Genomic DNA, 21,368 nt, shown 5'->3' with positions numbered 1-21,368 from the left:
GTGGGCGGGTTTTTGGGGGGTGGGGGTGGGGTTCGCCGGGGGGGCCGGTGTGAGGTTGGGGGGCCCCCCGCCGGGAACGGGGTGGGGGGGGGCCCCCCCCCCGCCCGGCCCCCCCCCGCCCCCGGGGGGGGGGGGGGGGCCCCCCACGCCCCGGACCGGCTACTGCGGCAGGTGCTGTCGGAGGCCGGTCCGCGCGGCTCGTTCCACCCGGGCGATCAGCCGGCTGTTGTGGAGGGCGTGTGCGAACCCCGGGGTGTCGTACGTCCCGTTCCTCATGTCGCGGGCCAGAGCGGCGTACACCTCTCCCACGTTGACGGAGGCGCCCGCCCAGACCTCCGCGGCGGTCGGTCCGGCGCCGGTGGCGACGGGGGCGTCGGGCGCCGTGAACTCCGCACTCGAGGTCAGCACGAGGTCGCCGACCTGAACCCCCGCGGGATGGCCGCCGGTCAGTGCCAGCCAGCCGTCCGTTCCGCGGACCTCCAGGCTGAAGCGGGCGTCCGCCGCAGGCACGCCCGCCAGGACCTGCACCCCCGCCGGCGCCCCCGAGGCGGTCTTGACGACGGCGTCGAGGTGGTCCGGCGTCTCCCGGACCGATGTCCCGCCGGTGTCGGCCAGCCGTACCCGTGGCCACAGGAGTTCGGTGCGCGCGTCGATCTCGGTGACGCGTCCGAGGACCGCCTCGACCACGTCGAGCACGTGGCCCACCGCGATGGTCAGGAAACCGGCTCCCGCCGCCGCCTTGTCGAAGTACGCGTAGGCGCTCACCGACTCCGGGCCGTTGCCGAACGTCGTCGCGCAGACCCGTGCCGAGAGCAGCCGCCCCAGCCGGCCCTCCGCCACGATCTGCCCGGCGCGGCGCACCGAGGGGTTGTGCCGCCCCTGCAGGCCGATCGCCGTGTGCAGCCGGCCCGCCGCCGCGGCCATCTCCTCGGTCTGCGCGACGGTCGCGCCCAGCGGGGACTCCGAGTACACGGCCTTGCCCGCCGCGAGTGCCGCCAGCACGAGTTCGCGGTGGGCCGGAACCTTGACGGCCACGGTGACGAGATCGACGGAGGGGTCGCCGATCAGTTCGAGGGGATCGGCGAACCAGCGTTCGGCGCCGAAGACCTCGGCCGCGCGGCGCGCACTCTCCTCGCGCCGTGTCGCCACGGCCGCCAACCTGAACTCCGGCTGCGCCGCCAGGGCGGGGATGTGCGACGCCCCCGCCCAACTCGCCTCGGTGTCGGCGCCGATGACGCCGACGCGGATCGGACTGCTTGACATGGTGTGCGGTTCCGTTCTCGATGTGCGGCCGGCCCACGGCTGGTCCGTGGGTCCGGTCCGCTGCGGGGTGGTGGGGGTGGCGGGGGCGTCCCGGAGGCGCCGCGCCACCGCCCGGGGGCCGACCGGTTCGGTCGGAGGGCGCGCGGGGCGGTACTCGCCCCGCCGCCTTCTCAGCGGTCGACGGCGGCCATGTCCGCGGCGGAGTGGCGTTCGCCGGAGGCCGGCGCCAGTGCGTTCAACCGGGTGATCTGGGCGCTGGTGAGCCGGAGGCCGTCGGCGGCGGTGTTCTCCTCGAGACGGTCGGCGCGCTTGGTGCCCGGAATGGGAGCGATGCCTTCGCCCTGCGCGAGCAGCCACGCGAGGGCGACCTGCGCCGGCGTGGCTCCGGCCTCCGCGGCGACCTCGCCCACCTCGTCGACGATGCGCAGGTTGCGCGCGAGGTTGCCACCGGTGAACCGGGGGTTGGTACGCCGCCAGTCGGTGGCGGCCAGGCCGTCCAGCGACCGGATGCCGCCGGTGAGGAAACCGTGCCCGAGAGGCGAATAGGGGACCAGGCCGATTCCCAGTTCCCGCAGGGTGGGCAGCACGTCGGCCTCGACGTCGCGGGTCCACAGCGAGTACTCCGTCTGGACGGCGGTCAGGGGGTGGACCGCGTGGGCCCGGCGGATCGTCGCCGAGGCCGCCTCCGACAGGCCGATGTGGCGCACCTTGCCCGCGGCCACCAGTTCGCCCAGCGCGCCCACCGTGTCCTCGATGGGGGTGCCGGGGTCGACGCGGTGCTGGTAGTACAGGTCGATGCGGTCGGTTCCGAGGCGCCGCAGGGAGCCCTCCACCGCCGCGCGGATGTTGGCGGGGGTGCTGTCGGGGCCCGGCCGGCCGGTGTGGGAGACGAGGCCGAACTTGGTGGCGATGACGACCTGGTCGCGGCGGCCGCTGATCGCGCGGCCCAGCAGTTCCTCGTTGACGTAGGGCCCGTAGACCTCGGCGGTGTCCAGATGGGTGGCGCCGAGATCCAGGGCGCGCCGGACGGTGCGGATCGACGCGCGGTCGTCACGGCCTGCTCCGGTGTAGAACGCGGACATTCCCATGACGCCGAGGCCGATGCGCGAGACCTGGAGTCCGCCGAGCGATGTGGTCCGCATGCGGTGGTCCTTCCTGGACGGGTCGCCGGTCCGCGGTGGCGCACCTGTGCCGGTGTGCCCCGGGCCGTGCGAACTTGACGCATCAAGTTCTACGTGACTCAACTTGATCCGTCAACAACAGCGGTTAGGGTGGGGTCATGGCGAGAATCACGGCGGGGGAGCACGGGCCGGACCGGGACGCGTCCCAGGGGCCGACGACCGAGGGGTCGGAGCCCGGGGAAGATCTCCACGCGGGACGGACCGCCCCTCCGGCTGCGCGAACGCGGTGGCTGGAGCCCGACGAGCTGGCGGCGTGGCTGGCCAACTCCGCGCTCATGATCAGCCTGCCAGCCGCGCTGGACGCGCGGATGCAGCGCGAGGCACAGATGACCTTCTTCGAGTACATGGTGCTCTCGGTGCTCTCCGAGCAGCCGGCGCACACCCTGCGCATGAGCGAGCTGGCCGCGCGCACGTCGGCGTCGCTGTCGCGGTTGTCGCACGTGGCGGGGCGGCTGGAGAAACGCGGACTGCTCACACGGGAGCGGGTGCCGGGGGCCGGCCGGCGCACCGACGCGATACTGACCGAGGCCGGTCACGAGGCGGTGGTGGCTGCGGCGCCGGGGCACGTCGCGGCGGTCCGCGAGTATCTGATCGACGGTCTGGGGCCGCAGGATCTCGCGGCGCTGCGCCGTATCGGCACCGCGGTCGAGGCCGCCATCACGCACGGGCGCTCCGGGAGCGGCTCAGCGGCACCGGCTCCTGGGGGAGGAGCGACCTCCCGGGCGGACGGGCCCCCACCGCCGCACGGGTGACTCCTCCGCCCGGTCCCGGGGGCGGGGGCTCATCGGTCGTCGTCGGCGACGGACCGTCACCCCCGGTCGTTCTCGACGCTCCACTCGACGAGCGGGTGCAGGACGCGCATCAGCCCGGCCCCGCGTTCGGTGGGCCGGTACAGGATCTGCACCGGGGTGGTCGGCACGACCGTCCGGTCGATCAGCCCGTGGGACTGCAGTTCCCGCAGGCGCTGGGACAGCAGCTGGTTCGAGATGCCGGGAACATACGCGCGGTACTCGACGAACCTGCGGGCGCCCCGCACGGACGCCAGCAGCACCGAGGCGGTCCACTTCCTGCCCACGATCTCGACCGAGCGCTGGAAGCTGCGGCACACCTCGTCGTCGATGTACGCGAAGTCGTCGGCCGCACCACCGGGGGCGGAGGGGGCCGCGGACGTGCCGGTCGGTCGGGATCTGGTCATGCGGGCAGGGTACCGGAGAGGGTCATCTTTGCTGACCGAGTCATGTCCGTTTTGCTGCTGAAGGGGCCGTTGGGCAGTCTTGGACCATGAACGAACACCGCACCCCTCGGGATTCGCCGTGAACCGGGGCCGCTCGCCGGGACGCGAACCGTACCCGACCACCGGTGCGGCTCGCGCGCCCCTCGGCGCCGAACGAGCGCCATGAACCCGCCGCCTTCCGACACACACGCCGCCGGGGCCGGGGTCCTCCCGGCGACGGCGGAGCCGATCGGCCGCCGGCAGGAGATCGCGGCCCTCGACGGGCTCCTCTCGGGGGCACGCGGCGGTAGGGGCGGCGCCCTCGCGCTGTGGGGCGAACCGGGCATCGGCAAGTCCACCCTGCTGCGCTACGCCCACGACCGGGCCGCGGACTTCGTCCGGCTCGGCCACCGGGCCACCCGATCGGAGTCGGACCTGCCCTTCGCCGGGTTGCACGGGCTGCTGAGACCGGTGGCCGCGCGGATGGGGTCGCTGCCGACGGACGGGGGCGCGGCGTTGCGTGCCGCCCTCGAAGCGGGCGCGGCGTCGGCAGACCCGCTCCCGGTGGGGGCGGCCGTGCTGTCGCTGCTCTGCGCGATCGCCGAGGAACGGCCCGTCCTCGTCTCGCTGGACGACGCGCAGTGGCTCGACGGAGCCAGCGCGCGGTGCCTGGGAATCCTCGCCCGGCGTGTGGCGGCGCATCCCGTGGTGGTGCTGGTGGCCGACCACGGCGACCCGGCCGCCCGGCCGTGGGAGGGCATCCCCGACGTGCGGGTCGAGGGCCTGACCGAGGAGAGCGCCCGGCGCCTTCACGCGACCGCGGCCCCGCGCGCCGACGAGGCCGTGGTGCGGGCGGCGGTCGAGGAAGCGGGGGGCAACCCCCTGGCGCTGCTGGAGTCGGTCGGATCCGACTGGGGCCCCGACGAGGTCGAACCCCTCCCCGGCCGGCTGCGGCCACCCGTCGGACCACGGATGTGTCGCGCCTTCCGCGCCGCGATCGACGCCCTGAGCCCCCCGGCGCGGTCGCTCACCGTGCTCGTGGCGGCCGAGGACCACGGTGACCTGCTCGTGGTGCGACGGGCCGGACGCGCCTTCGGCGTCGACGACACCGCCTGGGACGAGACGGCGGACGCGGGCCTGGTGCGCGTGAGGGGCGACCGCGTGGGGTTCCGCCACCCCGTCGTGCGCAGAGCCGTCTACGAGTGCTGCGGTGCCGCGGAGAGGCGGCGGGCGCACCGGGCCCTGGCCGCCGCGCTGCCGGACGAATCGGAGGAGCACGCCTGGCACCTCGCCTCCGCGGCGTACGACCACGACGAGGACGTCGCCGGACTGCTCGAACGGACCGCGGCCCATTCCCGGCTCCGCGGTGCCATGGAGTCGGAGGCACGGGCGCTGCGGCGGGCCGCCGAACTCTCGCCGGCGCCGACCGACGCCTCCCGACGGCTCGCCGGAGCCGCACGGGCAGCCTGGGACGCCGGGTGGGCGACCACCGCGGAGCGCCTGCTCGACGACGCGGAGCGGTTGGCCCCGGGTGCCCACATCGTCCGCTGCAGCCTGGGTCTGCGAGGCGTCATCGAGGCCTCCCGCGGCGCCCCCGAACTGGCCCACCACTACCTGACCACCGACATGGAGCTGGTCGGGGATCCGGGTACGGCGCTGGAGCTGGGCACCACGGCCGTGCGCGCGGGCTGGGCGGCCGGACGCAGCGATCTGGCGGCCGGGGCGCTGGAGTCGCTGCTGGAACTCGACGTCGAGGAGCGGGCCGGGCTGCCCGTCCTCCTGGCCTGGTGGAGCGACGACCCGGCCGCCGACACCGCGCCGGCCGACCCGCCCGGTTTCGCCGACGCCCTCTCCCTGGCGCGGAGGACGCCGCTGCGGTTGCTTCCGCCTGCGCCTCTCGCCGTGGTCTGGGGCATCGACACGGCGATGGGGGACGCGCTGCGCCGCCGGGCGCCGCACCTGCGGCGGCGGTTCGAGCCGGCCCGGCTCGCCGACGTCCTGGCCCATACCGCGACGCTGGACGGCTTCGCCGGCCGCTGGGCGGAGTCGGAGTCCGCGGCCGCGGAAGGGCTGCGGCTCGCGGAGGACGTGGGCGCCGACCAGATCGCCGCCCACTGCCGCAACTGCCTGGGCTGGCTCGCCGCCGTGCGCGGTGACGAGCAGCGGGCCGCCGAGGCCGCCGACCGCGTGCTCCGGACCGCGCTCCCCCGGGGAAGCCGCGCGGTGAGCGCGGCGTCCTACTGGATCAACGGCATGACGAGCCTGTTCCAGGAGCGCCCCGGGGAAGCGCTGGACACCCTGCTGCGCCTGGCCGACCCCGGGCACGGGGCGATGCACCCGACCTTCGCGCTGCTGGCCGCGCTCGACACCGCCGAGGCCGCTGTGCACGTGGGACGGCTCGACGTCGCCGAGGAACGGGTGCGGCGGCTGCACGCCTGGGCGCGGCGCACCGGAGCGCCGTGGGCGTGCTCCTCCGCGCACGCCGCCGAGGCACTGCTGGGCGGACCCCGCGCCGAGGACGCCTTCCGGGCCGCGCTCGACGTGCCCGGCACACGATCGCAACCGCTTCTGCGCGCCCGCGTCCAGCTGTTCTACGGCGAGTGGTTGCGGCGGGGGCGTCGGCGGACCGACGCGCGTGTCCACCTCGGGAGCGCCCTGGAGGCGTTCGAGCGCCTGGGGGCCGAGCCGCTGAGCCGGCGCGCGCGGCGTGAACGGGACCTCACCGGCCCCCCGGGCAGCCGGGGGCGCCCCGACGCCGGGAAGGACGTCCGGCTCACCGCCCAGGAGCACAGGATCGCCCGGCTGGCCGCTCAGCGGATGACGAACCGCGAGATCGCCGCGAAGCTGCGGATCAGTCACCGCACCGTGGGCCACCACCTCGGCAACGTGTTCGCCAAGCTGGGCATCACCACGCGGTCCGAGCTGGGGGTCACCCACGGCGGCCAGGAGCCGGGTTGAGCCGAGCCGCGGTGAGGGGCGTCGAAGCCGTTCGAGGGCCGGCCGGGGCCGGGACGGTGGCCGCCGGGGTTCGGGCCGCCTCCGGTAGCTCGGGGGGACCTGCCGGAGGCGGCGCCGGGGGCGCCTTCTCGAACGGGGCGCGAAGGTCTCCACTCCTCGCTCCCCGATGTCCAGTCGAGTCGCCCTCCCAGGTTTCAGAATCCCGATAACCTGGTTTGCGCGTGACCGGAACTGAGAAACCTGTTCTGATCCGCGCATGGCGTTTTGTACCCGCCGTGCCGCGTTTAAAAGCCTACGAACGAGTAGATCTCACCTGTGAACGTTCCTGAACGTTTCTGAACGCCTGAGAACGCGATTCCGACGTGTGGGTGCATCGGTCTCATTGGTTCATATTGGGCTCCCAACCGGGCATATCCCGTTCTCCCCCATGCCGCTTCCTCCTCGACTTGAGGTACTTTTCCCCACATCGGCACCTCACGGACATCCACCTCTCGATCGCGACGTCTCCGGGGTATCTGTCGCGATTTCTTTCCACTATGAGCGGGTGTGTTCCGGTCCAGTCGAAGAGGAAAATCCTTCAGGAAAGGGTTGTTGAGCCCATGATTCGCTTCATTTTTCACAGGGGCCCCACCTCCACAGGCGCGGTGTGCGCCTGCGGCCGAACCGGGGGCGCCGCCCCCGTCGCGCACGGGACGGAGGCCGTCCGATGAACCAGCGGCGCCAGCCCGAGAGCGGCCCCCAGCAGTCCCTGTTCCGCTACCGCCCCGAGTACGGCTACGAAGTCGTCCCCGACGCCCTGCCGCGCCGGGTCCGCGTGGACGCCGAGGGGATGCTGTGGGGCGAGGTCCCCGTGGTCCCGGTGGTCTCCGTGACGCCCCCGGAGGAGCCCCGCACCAGGAGCGGCCGCGGCGTGGAGGTGCTCGTCGTCGACGAGCGCTCCTCCCACGGGTCCACGGCCGGGGCGCGCCGTCGGCCGCAGGCGGTGCCGGACCTTCCGGGCCACGACCTCAAGCCCGATCCGCTCCTGGCCACGACCCCCGCCGAGTTCATCGAGACCATGCGCCGCTACCGGCGGTGGGCGGGGGAGCCCTCGTTCCGGGAGATGAACCGCCGGGTGGAGTTCTGCTCGGCCGCGGCCTTCTGCGCGACGCTGCGCGGTGACCAGCTCCCCAAGTACTCCGTGCTGAACGCGTTCGTGGTGGCGTGCGGAGGGACCGAGGAGGACTTCCAGCGGTGGGTGACGGCATGGCGGCGCCTGGACCAGAACGGCGAGGAGCGCCCCACCATGATCCTGCTCCCGCCGAAGGACTGACGGTGCGGGGCGACGGGGCCCGGCGGCCCCACCGGAGAGCGTCGAGGCCTCGTGCGCGGGGAAGGGCAGGGGAACGGGTGTCCGACAATCGGGGCGAGGCGCGGGGCCGGCGCGCCCGGGAGAGCGCGGAGTGCTGCTCCGCCCAGAACGCTCCGGCCGCCGAGGAGGCCCGGCGGAACACGAGGATGCTCCTGCTCACGGCCTTGGGAGTGGTGATCGCGGCTGCGGCGCTGGCGGTCGGCGTGGGCCAGTGGTACACGTCCGCCCGGTCGGCGCCCGGGAGCGACCCCGATCGCTCGACCCTGCAGGTGAACGTCACCGTGCACGAGTGACCGGACACCGTTCCGGGCCGAGCGGCCGGAACGCCCGCGACCGGCGTGGTGCCCCCTGTGCCCTGCCAGGAAACCCGGGGCGCCTCGCCGGGACCCCCACCGGGTCGTGGATGCCCACCACGGGTGGGCGGTGATCGGCGAGGCGCGACCCCACCGGCGATCCGCCGGTCGGGTCGGTCGGACGCGGGAACGCCTGTTCGCGCGACGGCGCCCGTGCCATCGTCAGCCGAGCTGTTCGGCCAACCCGACGATGATCCCCGCGGGGCCGCGGACGTAGCAGAGCCTGTAGCTGTCCCCGTACCGGGCCAGCCCGCCGAGGAGTTCGGCGCCGTGGGTGCGCAGGCGGGCGACGGCGTCCTCGATGTCGTCGACGGCGAACATGACGCGGTGCATGCCCAGTGTGTTGTGCGGCGGGTTGTGCGGCCCGGCGCCGATCGGCTCCGGGGAGCGGTATCTCGCCAGCTCGAGACGCCCGTGTCCGTCTGGGGTGCGCATCATCGCGATGTCGCAGCGTACGCCGTCGAGTCCGACGGTGCGGTCCGCCCAGGGGCCCTCGATCTGCGCTTCGCCCTCCGTCTCCATGCCGAGTTCGGTGAAGAAGGCGATGGCGGCTTCCAGGTCGTCGACGACGATGCCGACGTTGTCCATCCGCTGAATCGTCATGGTGGTTCCCCTTCGTCACGTGGCCCGGTGTGCCCAGGTGTACCCGGGACGGTGCCGGCGCCGCCTTCTCGACACCCGGAAACGGGCTGAGTTCCCAGGGGCCCGCATCGACCCCCATCGCCCCGGGGTGTCCGTCCAGGACGCGGGGTGATCCGGGGCGAACCCGAGCGGGAACAGCGGGACCGCGAGGACGCGTACCGCTCGCTCGAAGCGGGGCCGCTCCGCCAGGGCCCCCAAGCCGGCCACCGCGGACGGCCCGTGGAGCAGCGACGGCCAGACGGTGGGGTGGACCGCGAGCACGGCCAGGGCGATGAGGAGCTGACGGACTCGGACACAGAACGGCCCCCGAACAACGTCGAGTCGCGCGAGGGCTGTCGTGACCGGACCGGGATCTCAGTCGCCGCCGGGGTAGTCCTGCTCCAGCACGGGTGGGTCACAGGGAGGCGCGGGCGATGGTGCCCGCGGCGAGCGTGGCCAGCATCTCCTGCAGAGCGGTCACGAAGTCCAGTTTGAACGCGGTGAGTGACGGATCGGCCCGGTAGGCGGCCAGCATCGCCTCGGAGGGCCGTGCGTGTGTCCAGACGGCGCCGATGGCCATGATCATGGCCGCGGTCAGCTGCGGTGCGCTGCTGCCCAGCTCGGGAAGGTGCCGGCGGGCCGACGCCGCGATGTCGGCGACGTTGGCCACGGCCGCGCGCTTGTAGCGGGCGGCCACCTCGGCGGAGACGTTGTGTTCCAGCACGCCCGCCTGTGAGCTCAGCAGGTCGCACAGGACCCGGCGCTCGGCGAGGGAGCGGGCCACGACGGTGGCGAACTGCTCCGTGCGCCGGTCCACGGACGCCGCCCGGTCGATGCCGGAGTCGAGGAGGGCTGGCAGGTCGGCGATCCACTGCTGCCAGGCGCGGTCCAACAGCTCCAGCAGGATCGCCTCACGCGATTCGAAGTAGCGCAGCACGTTGGACTTCGCCAGCCCGACACGGCGACTCAGTTCGTTGAGGCTGACGGCACTGGCGGGCATCTCCTCGAGCATGGTCGCGGTGGTGTCGAGGATGGCCCGGCGCCGTATCTCGCGCTGCTCCTCACTGCGCGCACGCTGGAAGTTCGTCATACCCCAAGGATACAGACTGCCGGTCTTTTGACATCAGACCACCGGTCCCTTAACTTGGGGGCGCGTCACAGAAGACCTCCTGACCGGGTGGCCGGTCGCCATGCGGGCTGCTCCGTGGACCACCGTGAGCAGCTGTCTGCTGACGCGAGGGGCTGCCGCGGCACCCCTGGAAGCGAGAACACCATGAGCCCCGCCGCAAGCACCGAAGCGAACGTCGCGGTCGTCAGACGCTTCGTCGACGAAGTCGTCAACGGAGGCGACCTCGACGCGATCGACGAGCTCTGGACCGACGACATGATCTGGCGCGGCGGCAGCCTGGGCGAGCACCACGGCATCGACGCCTACAAGGACTTCATGGCGGCCAACGCCGTCGGCGCCTTCACCGGCCTGCGCTTGGACGTCATCCAGGTGGTCGCGCAGGGCGACACCGTCGTGCTGCTGTTCACCAACAGCGGCACCCACACCGGCGCGTTCATGGGCGCCGCTCCCACCGGCAGGCACGCCCGATGGCTGGGCGCCGGCGTGTACCGCGTCAAGAACCACAAGATCGCCGAAGCCACCTTCGCCGAGGACGTCCTCGGACTGTTCCTCCAGCTCGGCATCACGACCCTTCCAAGCGCCGGATGACCCGCGCGCAGCACACGACGGACAGACGGAGAGACACAGAGATGAACCACTGGACTCCTGACAGCATCCCCGACCAGAGCGGCCGCACGGCGCTGATCACCGGCGGGAACAGCGGGATCGGGCTCGAGACCGCCCGTGTCCTGGCCCGGCACGGGGCCCGCGTCATCCTGGCCGGGCGCAGCCGGGACAAGCTGGACCGGGCCGCGGAGGCCGTGCGCGCAGCGGCCCCCGGGGCCCGGACCGACACCCTCGTGCTCGACCTGTCCGACCTCTCCTCCGTCCGCGACGCCGCCACCCGCGTCGCCCAGACCGAGACGGTCGACCTGCTCTTCAACAACGCCGGCGTGATGAACCTGCCCGAGCGGCGGACCACACGCGACGGTTTCGAGATGACGGTCGGCACCAACCACCTGGGCCACTTCGCCTTCGACGCCCAGGTCTGGACCGCCGTGCGCCGCTCGTCCGCACCGCGCGTGGTCACCGTCAGCGCCATCGCGGCGCGGTGGCCGACGGGCGGGCTCGACGACCTGATGAGCGAGAAGCGCTACCGCGCCATGGGCGCCTACGCCAAGTCCAAGCGCGCCAACGTCGTCTACACCCTCGAACTCGCGCGCCGCACGGCAGGCAGTACCGTCGAGGCGCTCGTCGTCCACCCGGGGTCGGCGATGACCGGACTGCAGCAGCACGGCAACGGCCCTCTGAGCCGCATGGTCACCCCGATCGCCGCGCGCCTGCTCATGGGCTCGGCCGAGGGCGCGGCCTGGCCCTCCCTGTACGCGGCGACCAGCCCGGACGTCACCTCCGGAGAATTCATCGGCCCCGCCGGACGCGACCAGACCTCCGGCACCCCCGAGCCCGCCAAGCTCCCCACGGGCGCCGACGACCCCGCGGAGGGCAGGCGGCTGTGGGCGGCGAGCGAACAGCTCACCGGCGTCCCCTTCGACCCCGGGACCGAGACAGCCCCCTAGACCCCCCACCGGTCGGCACGGGGGAGCACACGCCCTCGACCGGCACCCCACCCACGCAAGGAGTTGGACATGAACACCGGACTGATCCTCGGCGGAGGCGGCGTGGTCGGCATCGCCTGGGAGACCGGTGTGCTCGCCGCCCTGGGCGAGCACGCGGGGTTCACCCCTTCTGCCTGCTCGGTCGCCGTCGGCACCTCGGCCGGAGCCTACGTCGCGGCGATGGCCATGGGCGGAGTCGACCTGGTCGAGCGTGCCCGCGCCGAACAAAGCGGCGCTCTGCTCACGCCACTGGCGCCGCTCCCCGAACCGACCCCCGGCACCACCGCTGACACCGGTGGCGGCACCAGCGCGGTTCCGCCGGAAATCATGCGCCTGATGCTCTCCCCCGAAGGGCCGGGCATCGAGCGGGCACGCGCCATCGGTCATCTCGCCATGGCCGCCACACGCGACCTGGACCAAGACGCGGCCGTGCACCTGTTCCGGTCCCTGCTGCCGCTCTCCAGCTGGCCGGAGGGCGACCTGCGCATCACCAGCGTGCGCTGTGAAACCGGCGAGACCGTGGCGTGGACACGCGGCGACGGCATTGATCTGGCCGCAGCCGTCGCTTCCTCCTGCGCCGTACCCGGTTTCTTCCCACCGGTCCGCTTCGACGGCGCCCGTTACTGCGACGCCCCCCGCCTCCCCGGCGCCGCCGCACTGGCCGAGGAGAAGAACCTCGACGCCATCGTCTTCATCGGCCCCCGAGCGGGAGCACTCGCCAACGTGGCCGAGGACGCAGAACTCGACGCGCTCGAACGACAGGGTCTACGCATCGTGAGGATCACCGACGGCCCGGACTTCACCGAAGTCGCCGGAGAACTCCTCGACCAACGACTGCGCCCCCGCGCCACCCGGATCGGCCTGGAGGACGGCCGCAGGGCTGCCCGGCAGGTCGCGGCGCTGCTGTGAGGGGCAGCCCACCCGCCTGTCGGAGCAGGGGGCGTCGTAGAGCGCGGCGCGATCATCCAGTCCCCGCCGGGCCGGATGACGGCCTGCACCGCGGTCCGGTACGCCGACCACAGGGCGCCCGGCGCCGGCACGGTCTCCACGGCCTTGGGAACCGACCCCGTCGTGTGCTCCGTGCCCCAGGGGTCTGCACCCGCGCAGAGGGCTCCGGCCACCGCCGGGGAGCGCACGCCGCCATCACGACCGTGATCAGCCAGCTCCCCGGTGACCGTGGCCACCCGGCTGGGCCGGACCCCCGCGCCCCGATCCGCGGCCGGCCGGGCGAGCACTAGGGTGGTGGTCTTGTCGTGGAACCCCGGGGCCCGGCCGAGGACCGGGGACACGGGTCCGCGGACTCGGAAGGGGACGGCCGCAGGCGGCTACCCCTGCTGTGCCGGGGTCTCGCCGGTGTCGACGGATTCCGAGTGGCGGTTGCCGAGCAGCACGGCGATGAGGGCGGCGCCGAGCGCGAGCAGTACGGCGGCGACGACGAGCGCGAACGAGAAGCCCTCCGTCGCGGCGAGCGACGGGCCGACCGCGTCGGTGAGGGCGTCGCTGCGGCGCACGGCCAGGGCGACCAGCACCGCCAGGCCCACGGCACCGCCCACCTGTTGGACGGAGCTGAAGAGGGCCGCGCCCAGACCGGCGTTCTCCTCGGTGGTGCCCGTGACCGCGGCGACGGCCAGGGCGGGCAGGCTCAGGCCGCACCCGAGGCTCGTGACGAGCAGGCCGGGAAGCACGCCGGACGCGTAACCGTCGTCCGGCGCCACGCCGGACAGCAGAAGCAGACCGGCCGCGCTGATCAGGAACGACACGATCAGGGTGCGGCGCATCCCGAACCTGAGCACCGCACGGGAGGAGAGCCACAGGCCCACGAGGATCCCGGCGCCGTAGGGCAGGTAGGCCACACCCGCCCTGAGCGGGCCGTAGCCGAGAACGGTCTGCAGGTGGATCATCAGCAGGAAGGCCATCGCGTAGAAAGCGGCGGAGAACAGCAGGGCCGTGCCGTTGGCGACGGCACGGGGCCGGAAGGCCAGGAACGACAACGGCACCAGCGGCTCGGCCGTACGCGACTCGACCACGAGGAACGCCGCAGCCAAGGCGGCGGCGAGGAGCAGCGGTCCCACGAAGGCCGTGCCGCCCCAGCCCGTCTCCCCGGCCCGGAGGAAACCGTAGACCAGGGACACGACGGCGCCGGTGCCCAGTACCGCGCCCGGTACGTCCAGGCGTGCTCGTCGGGCGGCCCGGCTCTCGGGGACCACGCGGGGGAGCAGCACCAGGGCCAGAGCGGCCACGGGCAGGTTGATCAGGAAGATCCAGCGCCAGGAGGTGAGGTCGGTCAGCACACCGGAGACGACCAGCCCCATCGTGCCGCCCAGACCCGCGATGCCTCCCCAGATGCCCAGTGCCCCGGCGCGCTCCTCGGTGCCGGGGAACAGGAGTGTGATCAGGGACAGCGCCGCCGGGCCGGCCATGGCAGCGCCCGCCCCCTGGGCGAACCGTCCGGCCACGAGCTGCCAGGGCTCCTGGGCCAGTCCGCAGGCCAGGCTCGCCGCGCCGAACAGCGCCACGCCGCAGAGGAAGACGCGCCGTCGGCCCAGCAGGTCGGCCGCACGGCCGAAAAGCAGCAGCAGCCCGCCGAAGGCGAGGAAGTACGCGTTGGCCACCCAGGCCAGCCCCGCGGCGCGGAAGCCGAGCTCCTGCCGGATGCTGGGGAGGGCGACGCTCACCACCGTGTCGTCCAGGACGAGCATGAACTGCACGAAGCACAGCAGGAACAGCGCCAGCCGGCGGCGGCCGGCGATCGCGGTGAGGGGTGACGCCGAGGTCATGACGCACGCCCCTGCGGCGTGGTCGGCGGTTTCGTCCTGGAGGAGCGCCGTCGGCGCGGAGGATTGATCGGCATGCGACGAAGCTACGCACGGGCCGTGTCGGCCACAATCCGCTATAGGGCCACATCGTGTCGAGTTGAGGCCATACCCTGGAGCGCATGAGCGAAGACGACATGGGAGCAGTTCCACCCGGGGCGGGGACGATCGTCGTCGGGAGCTTCCCCCTGTCGTCGGGGCAGTGGATACCACCGCACAGCCACACGAAGCACCAGTTGGCCTGGTCCCGACACGGAGTGCTCGGCATCGCCGTCGAGGACACCTACTGGGTCCTGCCGCCCACACGGGCGCTGTGGGTGCCCGCGGGGGTCGTCCACCGGACCGGTGCGACCCGCGACGCGGTGCTGCGCTGTCTTTACCTCGAACCGGACCAGTGCGGTCTGGACTGGACGGAGCCCACACCGGTGGGGGTCAACGGACTGCTGGCCCACCTGATCGAACACCTCAGCCGGCAGGACCTCGCCGACGACGTACGGTTGCGGGCCGAGGCGGTCGTGCCGGACCTTCTGCACCCCCTGCCGACGATGCCCATCGACGTGCCCCGCCCCGTCGACGGCCGTGTGCGCGCCGTGGCCGACGCGCTGCTCGCCGACCCCGCGGACCGGCGGAGTCTCGAAGCCCACGCACGGGCCGTCGGAGTGAGCCGGCGTACCCTGACACGGCTGTTCGTCGACGACACGGGCATGAGCTTCGACCGCTGGCGCACCCATGTGCGGCTGCGGGCCGCCCTGCCGCTCCTGGCCGAAGGCCGATCCGTGGCCCGGGTCGCACACGCCACGGGGTACGCGACACCGAGCGCGTTCCTGGCGGCGTTCCGCCGAACCGTCGGCACCTCGCCGAGGCGCTACCTCGACGGCGACGTGGTGTTCGAGGACTCCGACACGAGCCCCTAGCGCTGGTCGGGGCCGGTCTCCCGCCGAACGGTCGGCTCGCGGGGACGGGACGTGGTTCACGGCAGAGCTGGACGGCTATGCGGACGCGCTGCGCGAGGCCGGATGGAGTGCGCAGCTGGGCGCCTGCCGGTGCGTCCACGTCCGGGCGCCCGGCCGTGGCGCGGAGGAAGCGACGCAGGCCTTCGACCGCCGCTGAGCCGGGCGCAGGCCTGCGGACGGAGCGGTGGTCAGCCCTGGTGCCCGGCTGCCCCGGCCGGGGGCTCGGCGCGGGGGGCGAAGCCGTGTCGGGCCAGGACCGAGCCGCGGTCGAGGCGGAACACGAACAGGGCCAGCCACAGCCCGCCCACCGCCAGCAGGCTCTCCGCCGCCTTGGGCATCGGCCCCACCGTGTACTCACCGCCCCACGGGTCCACCCCTGCGTAGAGGGCCCCTCCCTGCGCGAGCGGGATGCACGCCGCCATCACGGCCACGAGCGCGACCAGGCCCCAACCGAAGCGGCGCACCGCGAACCAGCGCCCGGCCGCGTCGTCGCGGGCCCACATCCGGTACCGGTAGGGGAGTCGGGAGCCGAAGAGGCGGTAACCGGCCCACGCCCACAGCGGCGGCCTCTCGCGCAGGCGCGTGCGCACCCCCGCCAGGGCCAGCCCCCGCAGTTCGGCGCGGTCCACCGTGTCCGCGCCGGGGGCGCGCAGCTCCAGTGCGGTGGCCACGATCTCCTCGCCGCGGCTCTCGCGGTAGTGGCGCGGGTACCAGCGCAGGGCCCGGCGCAGCTGCTGTTCGTAGGCGTCCATCGGTCAGGCTCCTCCTGGCTGGGGGCGGGGGCCGGGATTGAGCAGGCGGTGGGCGAGCTCGGCGAGGCGGGCCATGCGCTCGGTCTCGGCGGCCAGGACCGCGTGCCCCCGGCCGGTGAGCCGGTAGTAGCGGCGGTTGCGGCCGTTGACGACCTCCTCGCCCGCGGCCTCGACCAGGCCCTGGTCGCCCAGGCGGTCCAGGGCCCCGTACAGGGTGCCGGCGCCGAGCTTGACCTTGTCCTCGGACAGCCGGCGCACGGAGGTGATGATCCCGTAGCCGTGGGTGGGCCCCTCGGTCAGGGCCAGGAGGACGAGGTAACTCTGCTCACTCAACTTCATGCAGAGGATATATATCAGGGAGCGTCATATTACGTCCAGGAGTGCATGTTGGCAAACGGTCGTGGTGCCCCTGGGGTGCCGGTTGCTCGTTGTGACGCTCCCCGTCCGCAAGAGGACACAGGGTTACGAACTCGGCCCCGGGTCCTCTACGTTGAGTGCGGCGCGTCAGCGAGGGATCCCGGCTCGCATGCGCCCGCCTCTTCCGAGCCGGAGCCCCTCTTGCGTAGGAAGACCCCCCGCACCCCCCCGCCCCGGTCGGCCTCACGGCCACCGAACCGTTCGCGCCCGCCGCTCCCGCTGACGCCCTCCCTCGGCCGCGGTGCTGATTCCCCGACCCGTTCACCTCCCCGAGTTCCGCCCGCTCCGCCGCGCCTCGCGGGCGGCGCGCAGAGGCCTTGTCACACCAGGTGGGAATGGCGACGATGGTAAGAATCCACTTCACCGGCACCGACTTCGCGCGAACCGTGGTGGCGGCGGAGCCCGACCCGATGTGGGAGACGCTGCTCAGCCTCCACATGCTCCAGAGCCGGGACGGCCGCAGGGTCTTCGGGCACTGGCGCCGCACTCTCGGAGGGGAGCCGTCCGCGGCACTGCGCGACGTCCTGCCCTTCGCGCCCCCGCGCGGTTACTCTCCCGACTTCCTCACCCCCGCAGGGGCCATCGGTCGAGTGGAGGAGGGGATCGACGTCCTCGCGGGCACGCCCCGCTCGCGCCTGCGCGGCGACCTGGAGGTCCTCGGACGCGACCGGAGGCTGCCCGGATGGAGCGCGGACCTGGCGAACGGAGGCACGGGCGCCCTCCGCAGGCTCACGGGTGCTCTGCGCGACCACTACGACCGAGCCCTGGCGCCCCACTGGGACTCCATCCGTCGGCATGTCCACGCAGACCGGGCCCTGCGGGCCCGCACGCTGCTCCAGGGGGGAGTCGACTCCCTCCTCACCGGCCTGAACCCGACCCTGGACTGGCAGTCCCCGGTCCTGGAGGTGCGGAGCCGACTCACCGACCGGGACCTGCACCTGGGCGGGCGAGGACTGCGCCTGATCCCGTCCTTCTTCTGTTGGCGCGTCCCCATCCTGCTCCGGGACCCCTCGCTGCCGCCCGTCCTGGTCTACCCCGTCGACCACGACGCGGTGGGGGCCGACTGGCTCTCGGGCGGGCGGGAACGCCGGAGCGACGAGGCGCTGGGAAACCTCCTCGGCCGGACCCGGGCCGAGGTCCTGTGCACAGTGGCCCGTCACGGGCACTCCACCACCCAGGTGGCCCGCCAGGTCGGCGTCTCCATGGCGACGGCGAGCCAGCACCTGAGTGTGCTGCGGGAGAACGGCCTGGTCGCCACGCACCGGCTCGGCTCCTCCTCGCTCCACACCGCTACGCCCCTGGGGCGTGGTCTGTGCGGTGGTTGAGCGGTGGCCCGGAGCCGCGCCGCCGAGGGTGCGCCCGAGCGGCCCGGCCCTGTCCACGGCCTGGCGGGGTGTTCCCGAGCGCCGCGGGTCAGGCGCCGATGCGGGCGGCGAGGCCGTCCAGGACGATGCCCAGGTGCCGCTCGAACCGCTGGTCGCCGTCGTCGCGCAGGTGGCCGGCCTCCTTGGTCAGCGGGGCGTCCGGACCCAGCCACGCGTCGCGCTCGTCGACCGAGTAGCGCGACGGGTCGGCCTCGGCCGACTGCCCCCGCTCCTGTTCCTCGATGACGAAACCGACGACGAAGGCGACGGCCACGTCGATGGCGTCGTCGGCGTCGGCGAGGCCCACGCCTTGCGCGGTCCAGCGCGTGAGCCACGGTTCCTTCATCCGGACCACCTCGGGGTCGGCGATGCGCGTGCCGCTGAAGATGCGGGCCCCGTCCCGGTGGCGCAGGAACTCCGCGCGCAGGATCCGCGCGTAGGCGGCGAGGTCCTCACGCCAGCCGTCGGCCGGTGACAGGGCCGACACCGCGGTGCTGACGCGTCGCATGACGGTGGTGCCCATTTCGTCGAGGAGCTCCTGCTTGTTGCGCAGGTGCCAGTACAGCGCGGGCGGGCGCACCTCGAGCCGGGCGGCGAGCGCACGGACCGTGAGGCCCTCCATGCCTGTGTCATCGAGCAGGTCCAGTGCCGCTGCCACGATCTGTTCCCGAGTGATCCCCTTGGCCATGTTGACACCTTAACAAAGTTCAGGCAGTCTGACCGCACCCCCAAATTAACTAAGTTAAGGAGATGTCGATGCGCGCTGCAATCGTCAACGGTCCCGGGGCGCCGCCCGTGTGCGCCGAGTTCCCCGAACCCGAGCCGGGGCCGGACCGGGAGCCGCTCACCCTGGTCGGCGCGGGCCTGCACCATGTCGTGCGCGGGCTGGCGTCCGGCCGGCACTACAACAGCGACCACGCCTACCCGCTGGTGCCCGGCGTCGACGCCGTGGCCCGTACCGCCGACGGGCGCCTGGTCTACACGGGCTTCGCCCACGCGCCGTGGGGCACCATGGCCGAGCGGATGGTCACCCCGTTCGAGCTGGAGGTGCCGCCCGGGGCCGACCCCCTCGCCGTGGCCGCCGGCATGAACCCCGGCATGTCCGGCTGGATGGTCCTGACCGCGCGTCGCAAGGAGACGGGCCGGCTCGGCACCGTGCTGGTGCTGGGGGCGACCGGCATGTCGGGCACCCTGGCGGTGCAGGCCGCGCTGGCCCTCGGCGCGGAGCGGGTGGTGGCCGCCGGCCGCGACCCCGAGGCGTTGGAGCGGCTGCGGGCGGCGGGCGCCGTGCCCGTCTCGCTCGCCCACGACGGCCCCGACGCCCTGGCGGCCGCTCTGGCCGCGACCGTCGAACAGGACCCGCCCGCACTCGTGCTCGACTTCCTCTGGGGCACGGTCGCCGAAGCGGCCTTCGCCGCCCTGGGACGGAGCGGCATGGACGAGGGCGCCCCCGAGGTGGCGTACGTGCAGATCGGTTCGCTCGCCGGAGCGCAGGCCGCCGTGCCCGCCGCGTTGCTGCGCAGCCGCCGCATCCGTGTCACGGGCAGCGGCATCGGTTCGGTCTCCAAGGCCGAGATGCTCGCCGAGGTCCCCGCGATCATGGCGTACTTCGCCGACGGAACCTTCCACGCCCCCTACACCGCCTACCCGCTCGACCGGGTCGGCGACGCCTGGGCGCACCGGGGGCGGACCCGCGCCGTCGTCGTTCCGGACTGATCGGCCCCGGAGCCGCGGATCCGTGGCTCCGGGCGCACCCGGACCGGCAAGGCACCACTGGGCAAGGCAGAGGAGAGCACCATGCACAAACGAGCGCTGGTCGTGGGACTCGGGATCGCGGGCATGTCCGCGGCGATCGGGTTGCGCGCGGCCGGGTGGACCGCGGTGATCGTCGAACGGGCGCCCGAACGACGCAGGGGCGGGTACTTCATCGGCCTCATGCCCGACGGCAGGCAGGCGGCCATCGACCTGGGCGTCGCCGATGACCTGCACGTCCGGAACCCCCCTGACGGCGGCAAGGCCTGGGAACTGGGCCGCGACGGGAACCCGACACCGGGTCTGGGCTTCCTGCACCAGTCCGGCCGGCCCGCCGCGGTCGTCCGCGGCGACATCGAAGCCGCGCTCTGGCAGGGCATCACCGGGGCCGGCGGTGAACACGTCGAGGTGCGCTTCGCCACGACGCTCGTCGGGGTCGAGGACGGCGCCGGGGGCGTCGGGGCGGTGCTGGAGGACATCACCACCGGCCACGAGTACCGCGAGTACTTCGACCTGGTGGTGGGCGCGGACGGGATGCGCTCCAGCGTGCGCCGCATGGTCTTCGGTCCGCACGAGGACTACATGACGAACTGGAACGCGATGATCTGTGCCTTCCAGCTCGATGGGCAGGTGCCGTCCTACGGTGCGCAGGACAGCCTCATCAGTGCCCGCGCGGGGCGTGCCGCCTGGGTGTTCGGGTTCGCCGACCGGGCCCCCACGGCGCTGCTGACCTACCGCACCGCCGACATCACCGAGCAGTTCACCGGGGATCGGGTCGAACGCCTGCGCTCGGTCTTCTCCGGCATGGACGACCCGGTCGTGCGGCACGTCCTGGACGGGCTCGAACGGGCTCCCGAATTCCTGTTCGACTCGGTGCACCAGGTCAAGATGCCCCGGTGGAGCAAGGGCCGGGTCGTGCTGGTGGGCGACGCGGCCTGGTGCCTGAACCTGTACTCGGGCATGGGCGCGACCAGTGCCCTGCGGGGCGGTGCCGCGCTCGGCAGGGCACTCCAGGACGAGCCGGCCGACCTGAGCGCAGCACTGGCCGCCTGGGAATCGGGGCTGCGCCCCTCGATCCGGGCCCACCAGCGCACCGCACGGATCAAACAGCAGATGTTCGTCCCCTCCGGCAGGGTCGCCGAGGCGCTCCGCTCGTTGCTCCTGCGGCTCGGCGCCGCCTCACGCGGGCGGAGGCTCGCAAGGGACCGCGACGCCGCCCCGGTCGACAAGCGGTGCGTCGGTGTGGCCGGGGGTCCACGGCGGCGGCGACTCGGCAGACCGAACCGGCCCGTCCCGATCCGGGCGGGGAGGCCGGGCCCGGTCACCGGACCGGAGAGGAGGTGACCATGACGGTCGTCCTCGTGCGCGCCGGGGTCCCCGAGGCCGGTGCGAACCGGAACGGGGTGCGCGCGCACCTCCGCGAGGAGGGCGCGGTGGCGCCGGACCCGCCCGGATCCGGCACACCCCGGCCGCCGGCGGGCGCTGCGGACCCCGCGGTCGGCACCGCGGCCCTGCGGTCCTTGCGGACCTCGCCCGGTCCCTGATCGGCCCACCTCGAAAGACCCGGTCGGACCCTCGGGCGGCCCGGGGCGCCGCCGCGCCGCCTCCGAGGGCGCGACGGCCCCCGGCCCATGGTCCGCACCGACGCCTCTT

21 protein-coding genes are annotated in these 21,368 nt (G+C 73.5%); 12 read left to right on the top strand and 9 right to left on the bottom strand.

The window, feature by feature from the left end:
• Positions 1–159 precede the first annotated feature (159 nt).
• Both ACIRPH_RS09185 and ACIRPH_RS09180 read right to left on the bottom strand, forming a co-directional pair.
• A complete protein-coding gene (locus tag ACIRPH_RS09185) occupies positions 160–1,263 on the bottom strand; it encodes a Gfo/Idh/MocA family protein (protein ID WP_402911391.1) in 1,104 nt (367 codons plus the stop codon).
• Positions 1,264–1,433: 170 nt separating this feature from the next.
• Positions 1,434–2,405, bottom strand: coding sequence for an aldo/keto reductase (locus ACIRPH_RS09180; protein ID WP_402911389.1), 972 nt, complete (start codon positions 2,403–2,405; stop codon positions 1,434–1,436).
• A 137-nt stretch (positions 2,406–2,542) separates the two neighbouring features.
• Between ACIRPH_RS09180 and ACIRPH_RS09175 the strand changes: the two genes are divergently transcribed.
• Positions 2,543–3,196 (top strand): MarR family winged helix-turn-helix transcriptional regulator, encoded by a 654-nt coding sequence (locus tag ACIRPH_RS09175; RefSeq protein WP_402911386.1) that lies wholly within the window; start codon positions 2,543–2,545, stop codon positions 3,194–3,196.
• Between the two features lie 56 nt (positions 3,197–3,252).
• Here ACIRPH_RS09175 and ACIRPH_RS09170 read toward each other — a convergent pair whose 3' ends face one another.
• Positions 3,253–3,639: a winged helix-turn-helix transcriptional regulator gene (locus ACIRPH_RS09170; protein WP_402911383.1), complete on the bottom strand. Its 387-nt coding sequence runs from the start codon at positions 3,637–3,639 to the stop codon at positions 3,253–3,255.
• Positions 3,640–3,840: 201 nt separating this feature from the next.
• On the opposite strand from ACIRPH_RS09170, the gene ACIRPH_RS09165 reads away from it, so the two are divergent.
• The 3 genes from ACIRPH_RS09165 (at position 3,841) to ACIRPH_RS09155 (ending at position 8,259) form a co-directional block, all read left to right on the top strand.
• Entirely contained in the window at positions 3,841–6,615 is a 2,775-nt protein-coding gene (locus ACIRPH_RS09165) for an AAA family ATPase (RefSeq protein ID WP_402911380.1), read from the top strand.
• Positions 6,616–7,321: 706 nt separating this feature from the next.
• On the top strand, positions 7,322–7,927 hold the full coding sequence (locus ACIRPH_RS09160; protein WP_402911377.1) for a hypothetical protein: 606 nt from the start codon (positions 7,322–7,324) through the stop codon (positions 7,925–7,927).
• 77 nt (positions 7,928–8,004) lie between these two features.
• Entirely contained in the window at positions 8,005–8,259 is a 255-nt protein-coding gene (locus ACIRPH_RS09155; protein ID WP_402911375.1) for a hypothetical protein, read from the top strand.
• 222 nt (positions 8,260–8,481) lie between these two features.
• On the opposite strand, the gene ACIRPH_RS09150 is transcribed toward ACIRPH_RS09155, so the two are convergent.
• A complete protein-coding gene (locus tag ACIRPH_RS09150; protein ID WP_402911674.1) occupies positions 8,482–8,907 on the bottom strand; it encodes a VOC family protein in 426 nt (141 codons plus the stop codon).
• A 448-nt stretch (positions 8,908–9,355) separates the two neighbouring features.
• The gene (locus ACIRPH_RS09145; protein WP_402911372.1) at positions 9,356–10,030 is read right to left on the bottom strand and encodes a TetR family transcriptional regulator; all 675 of its coding nucleotides are present in this window, start codon (positions 10,028–10,030) and stop codon (positions 9,356–9,358) included.
• Positions 10,031–10,213: 183 nt separating this feature from the next.
• Here ACIRPH_RS09145 and ACIRPH_RS09140 point away from each other — a divergent pair, with 183 nt between their 5' ends.
• The 3 genes from ACIRPH_RS09140 (at position 10,214) to ACIRPH_RS09130 (ending at position 12,573) form a co-directional block, all read left to right on the top strand.
• The gene (locus ACIRPH_RS09140) at positions 10,214–10,657 is read left to right on the top strand and encodes an ester cyclase (protein ID WP_402911369.1); all 444 of its coding nucleotides are present in this window, start codon (positions 10,214–10,216) and stop codon (positions 10,655–10,657) included.
• Positions 10,658–10,698: 41 nt separating this feature from the next.
• On the top strand, positions 10,699–11,625 hold the full coding sequence (locus ACIRPH_RS09135) for an oxidoreductase (protein WP_402911366.1): 927 nt from the start codon (positions 10,699–10,701) through the stop codon (positions 11,623–11,625).
• A gap of 69 nt (positions 11,626–11,694) precedes the next feature.
• Positions 11,695–12,573 (top strand): patatin-like phospholipase family protein, encoded by an 879-nt coding sequence (locus tag ACIRPH_RS09130; protein WP_402911363.1) that lies wholly within the window; start codon positions 11,695–11,697, stop codon positions 12,571–12,573.
• A gap of 416 nt (positions 12,574–12,989) precedes the next feature.
• Here the strand turns inward: ACIRPH_RS09130 and ACIRPH_RS09125 are convergent, their stop codons facing one another.
• The gene (locus tag ACIRPH_RS09125; protein WP_402911360.1) at positions 12,990–14,441 is read right to left on the bottom strand and encodes an MFS transporter; all 1,452 of its coding nucleotides are present in this window, start codon (positions 14,439–14,441) and stop codon (positions 12,990–12,992) included.
• Positions 14,442–14,599: 158 nt separating this feature from the next.
• On the opposite strand from ACIRPH_RS09125, the gene ACIRPH_RS09120 reads away from it, so the two are divergent.
• Positions 14,600–15,391: an AraC family transcriptional regulator gene (locus tag ACIRPH_RS09120; RefSeq protein WP_402911357.1), complete on the top strand. Its 792-nt coding sequence runs from the start codon at positions 14,600–14,602 to the stop codon at positions 15,389–15,391.
• A 227-nt stretch (positions 15,392–15,618) separates the two neighbouring features.
• Here ACIRPH_RS09120 and ACIRPH_RS09115 read toward each other — a convergent pair whose 3' ends face one another.
• Together ACIRPH_RS09115 and ACIRPH_RS09110 are read right to left on the bottom strand one after the other, a co-directional pair.
• The gene (locus tag ACIRPH_RS09115; protein WP_402911355.1) at positions 15,619–16,182 is read right to left on the bottom strand and encodes a hypothetical protein; all 564 of its coding nucleotides are present in this window, start codon (positions 16,180–16,182) and stop codon (positions 15,619–15,621) included.
• Between the two features lie 3 nt (positions 16,183–16,185).
• Positions 16,186–16,521 (bottom strand): PadR family transcriptional regulator, encoded by a 336-nt coding sequence (locus ACIRPH_RS09110; RefSeq protein WP_344178108.1) that lies wholly within the window; start codon positions 16,519–16,521, stop codon positions 16,186–16,188.
• Positions 16,522–16,943: 422 nt separating this feature from the next.
• Here ACIRPH_RS09110 and ACIRPH_RS09105 point away from each other — a divergent pair, with 422 nt between their 5' ends.
• Complete coding sequence (locus ACIRPH_RS09105) at positions 16,944–17,924, top strand: ArsR/SmtB family transcription factor (RefSeq protein ID WP_402911350.1); 981 nt, start codon at positions 16,944–16,946, stop codon at positions 17,922–17,924.
• A gap of 88 nt (positions 17,925–18,012) precedes the next feature.
• Here the strand turns inward: ACIRPH_RS09105 and ACIRPH_RS09100 are convergent, their stop codons facing one another.
• Positions 18,013–18,651 (bottom strand): TetR/AcrR family transcriptional regulator C-terminal domain-containing protein, encoded by a 639-nt coding sequence (locus ACIRPH_RS09100; protein ID WP_402911347.1) that lies wholly within the window; start codon positions 18,649–18,651, stop codon positions 18,013–18,015.
• 68 nt (positions 18,652–18,719) lie between these two features.
• Between ACIRPH_RS09100 and ACIRPH_RS09095 the strand changes: the two genes are divergently transcribed.
• The 3 genes from ACIRPH_RS09095 to ACIRPH_RS09085 all read left to right on the top strand — a co-directional run bounded on the left by ACIRPH_RS09095 (position 18,720) and on the right by ACIRPH_RS09085 (position 21,259).
• A complete protein-coding gene (locus ACIRPH_RS09095; protein WP_402911344.1) occupies positions 18,720–19,679 on the top strand; it encodes a hypothetical protein in 960 nt (319 codons plus the stop codon).
• An 81-nt stretch (positions 19,680–19,760) separates the two neighbouring features.
• Positions 19,761–21,059, top strand: coding sequence for an FAD-dependent monooxygenase (locus ACIRPH_RS09090; protein ID WP_402911341.1), 1,299 nt, complete (start codon positions 19,761–19,763; stop codon positions 21,057–21,059).
• A 2-nt stretch (positions 21,060–21,061) separates the two neighbouring features.
• Positions 21,062–21,259 (top strand): hypothetical protein, encoded by a 198-nt coding sequence (locus tag ACIRPH_RS09085; RefSeq protein ID WP_402911338.1) that lies wholly within the window; start codon positions 21,062–21,064, stop codon positions 21,257–21,259.
• The last annotated feature ends 109 nt before the right edge of the window (positions 21,260–21,368 follow it).

The organism is Nocardiopsis sp. NPDC101807, from assembly GCF_044766605.1.
Classification (GTDB): Bacteria; Actinomycetota; Actinomycetes; order Streptosporangiales; family Streptosporangiaceae; genus Nocardiopsis; species Nocardiopsis tropica.
The sequence above is the reverse complement of the archived record's forward strand: the minus strand, read 5'-3'. Positions and strand labels throughout refer to the sequence as shown.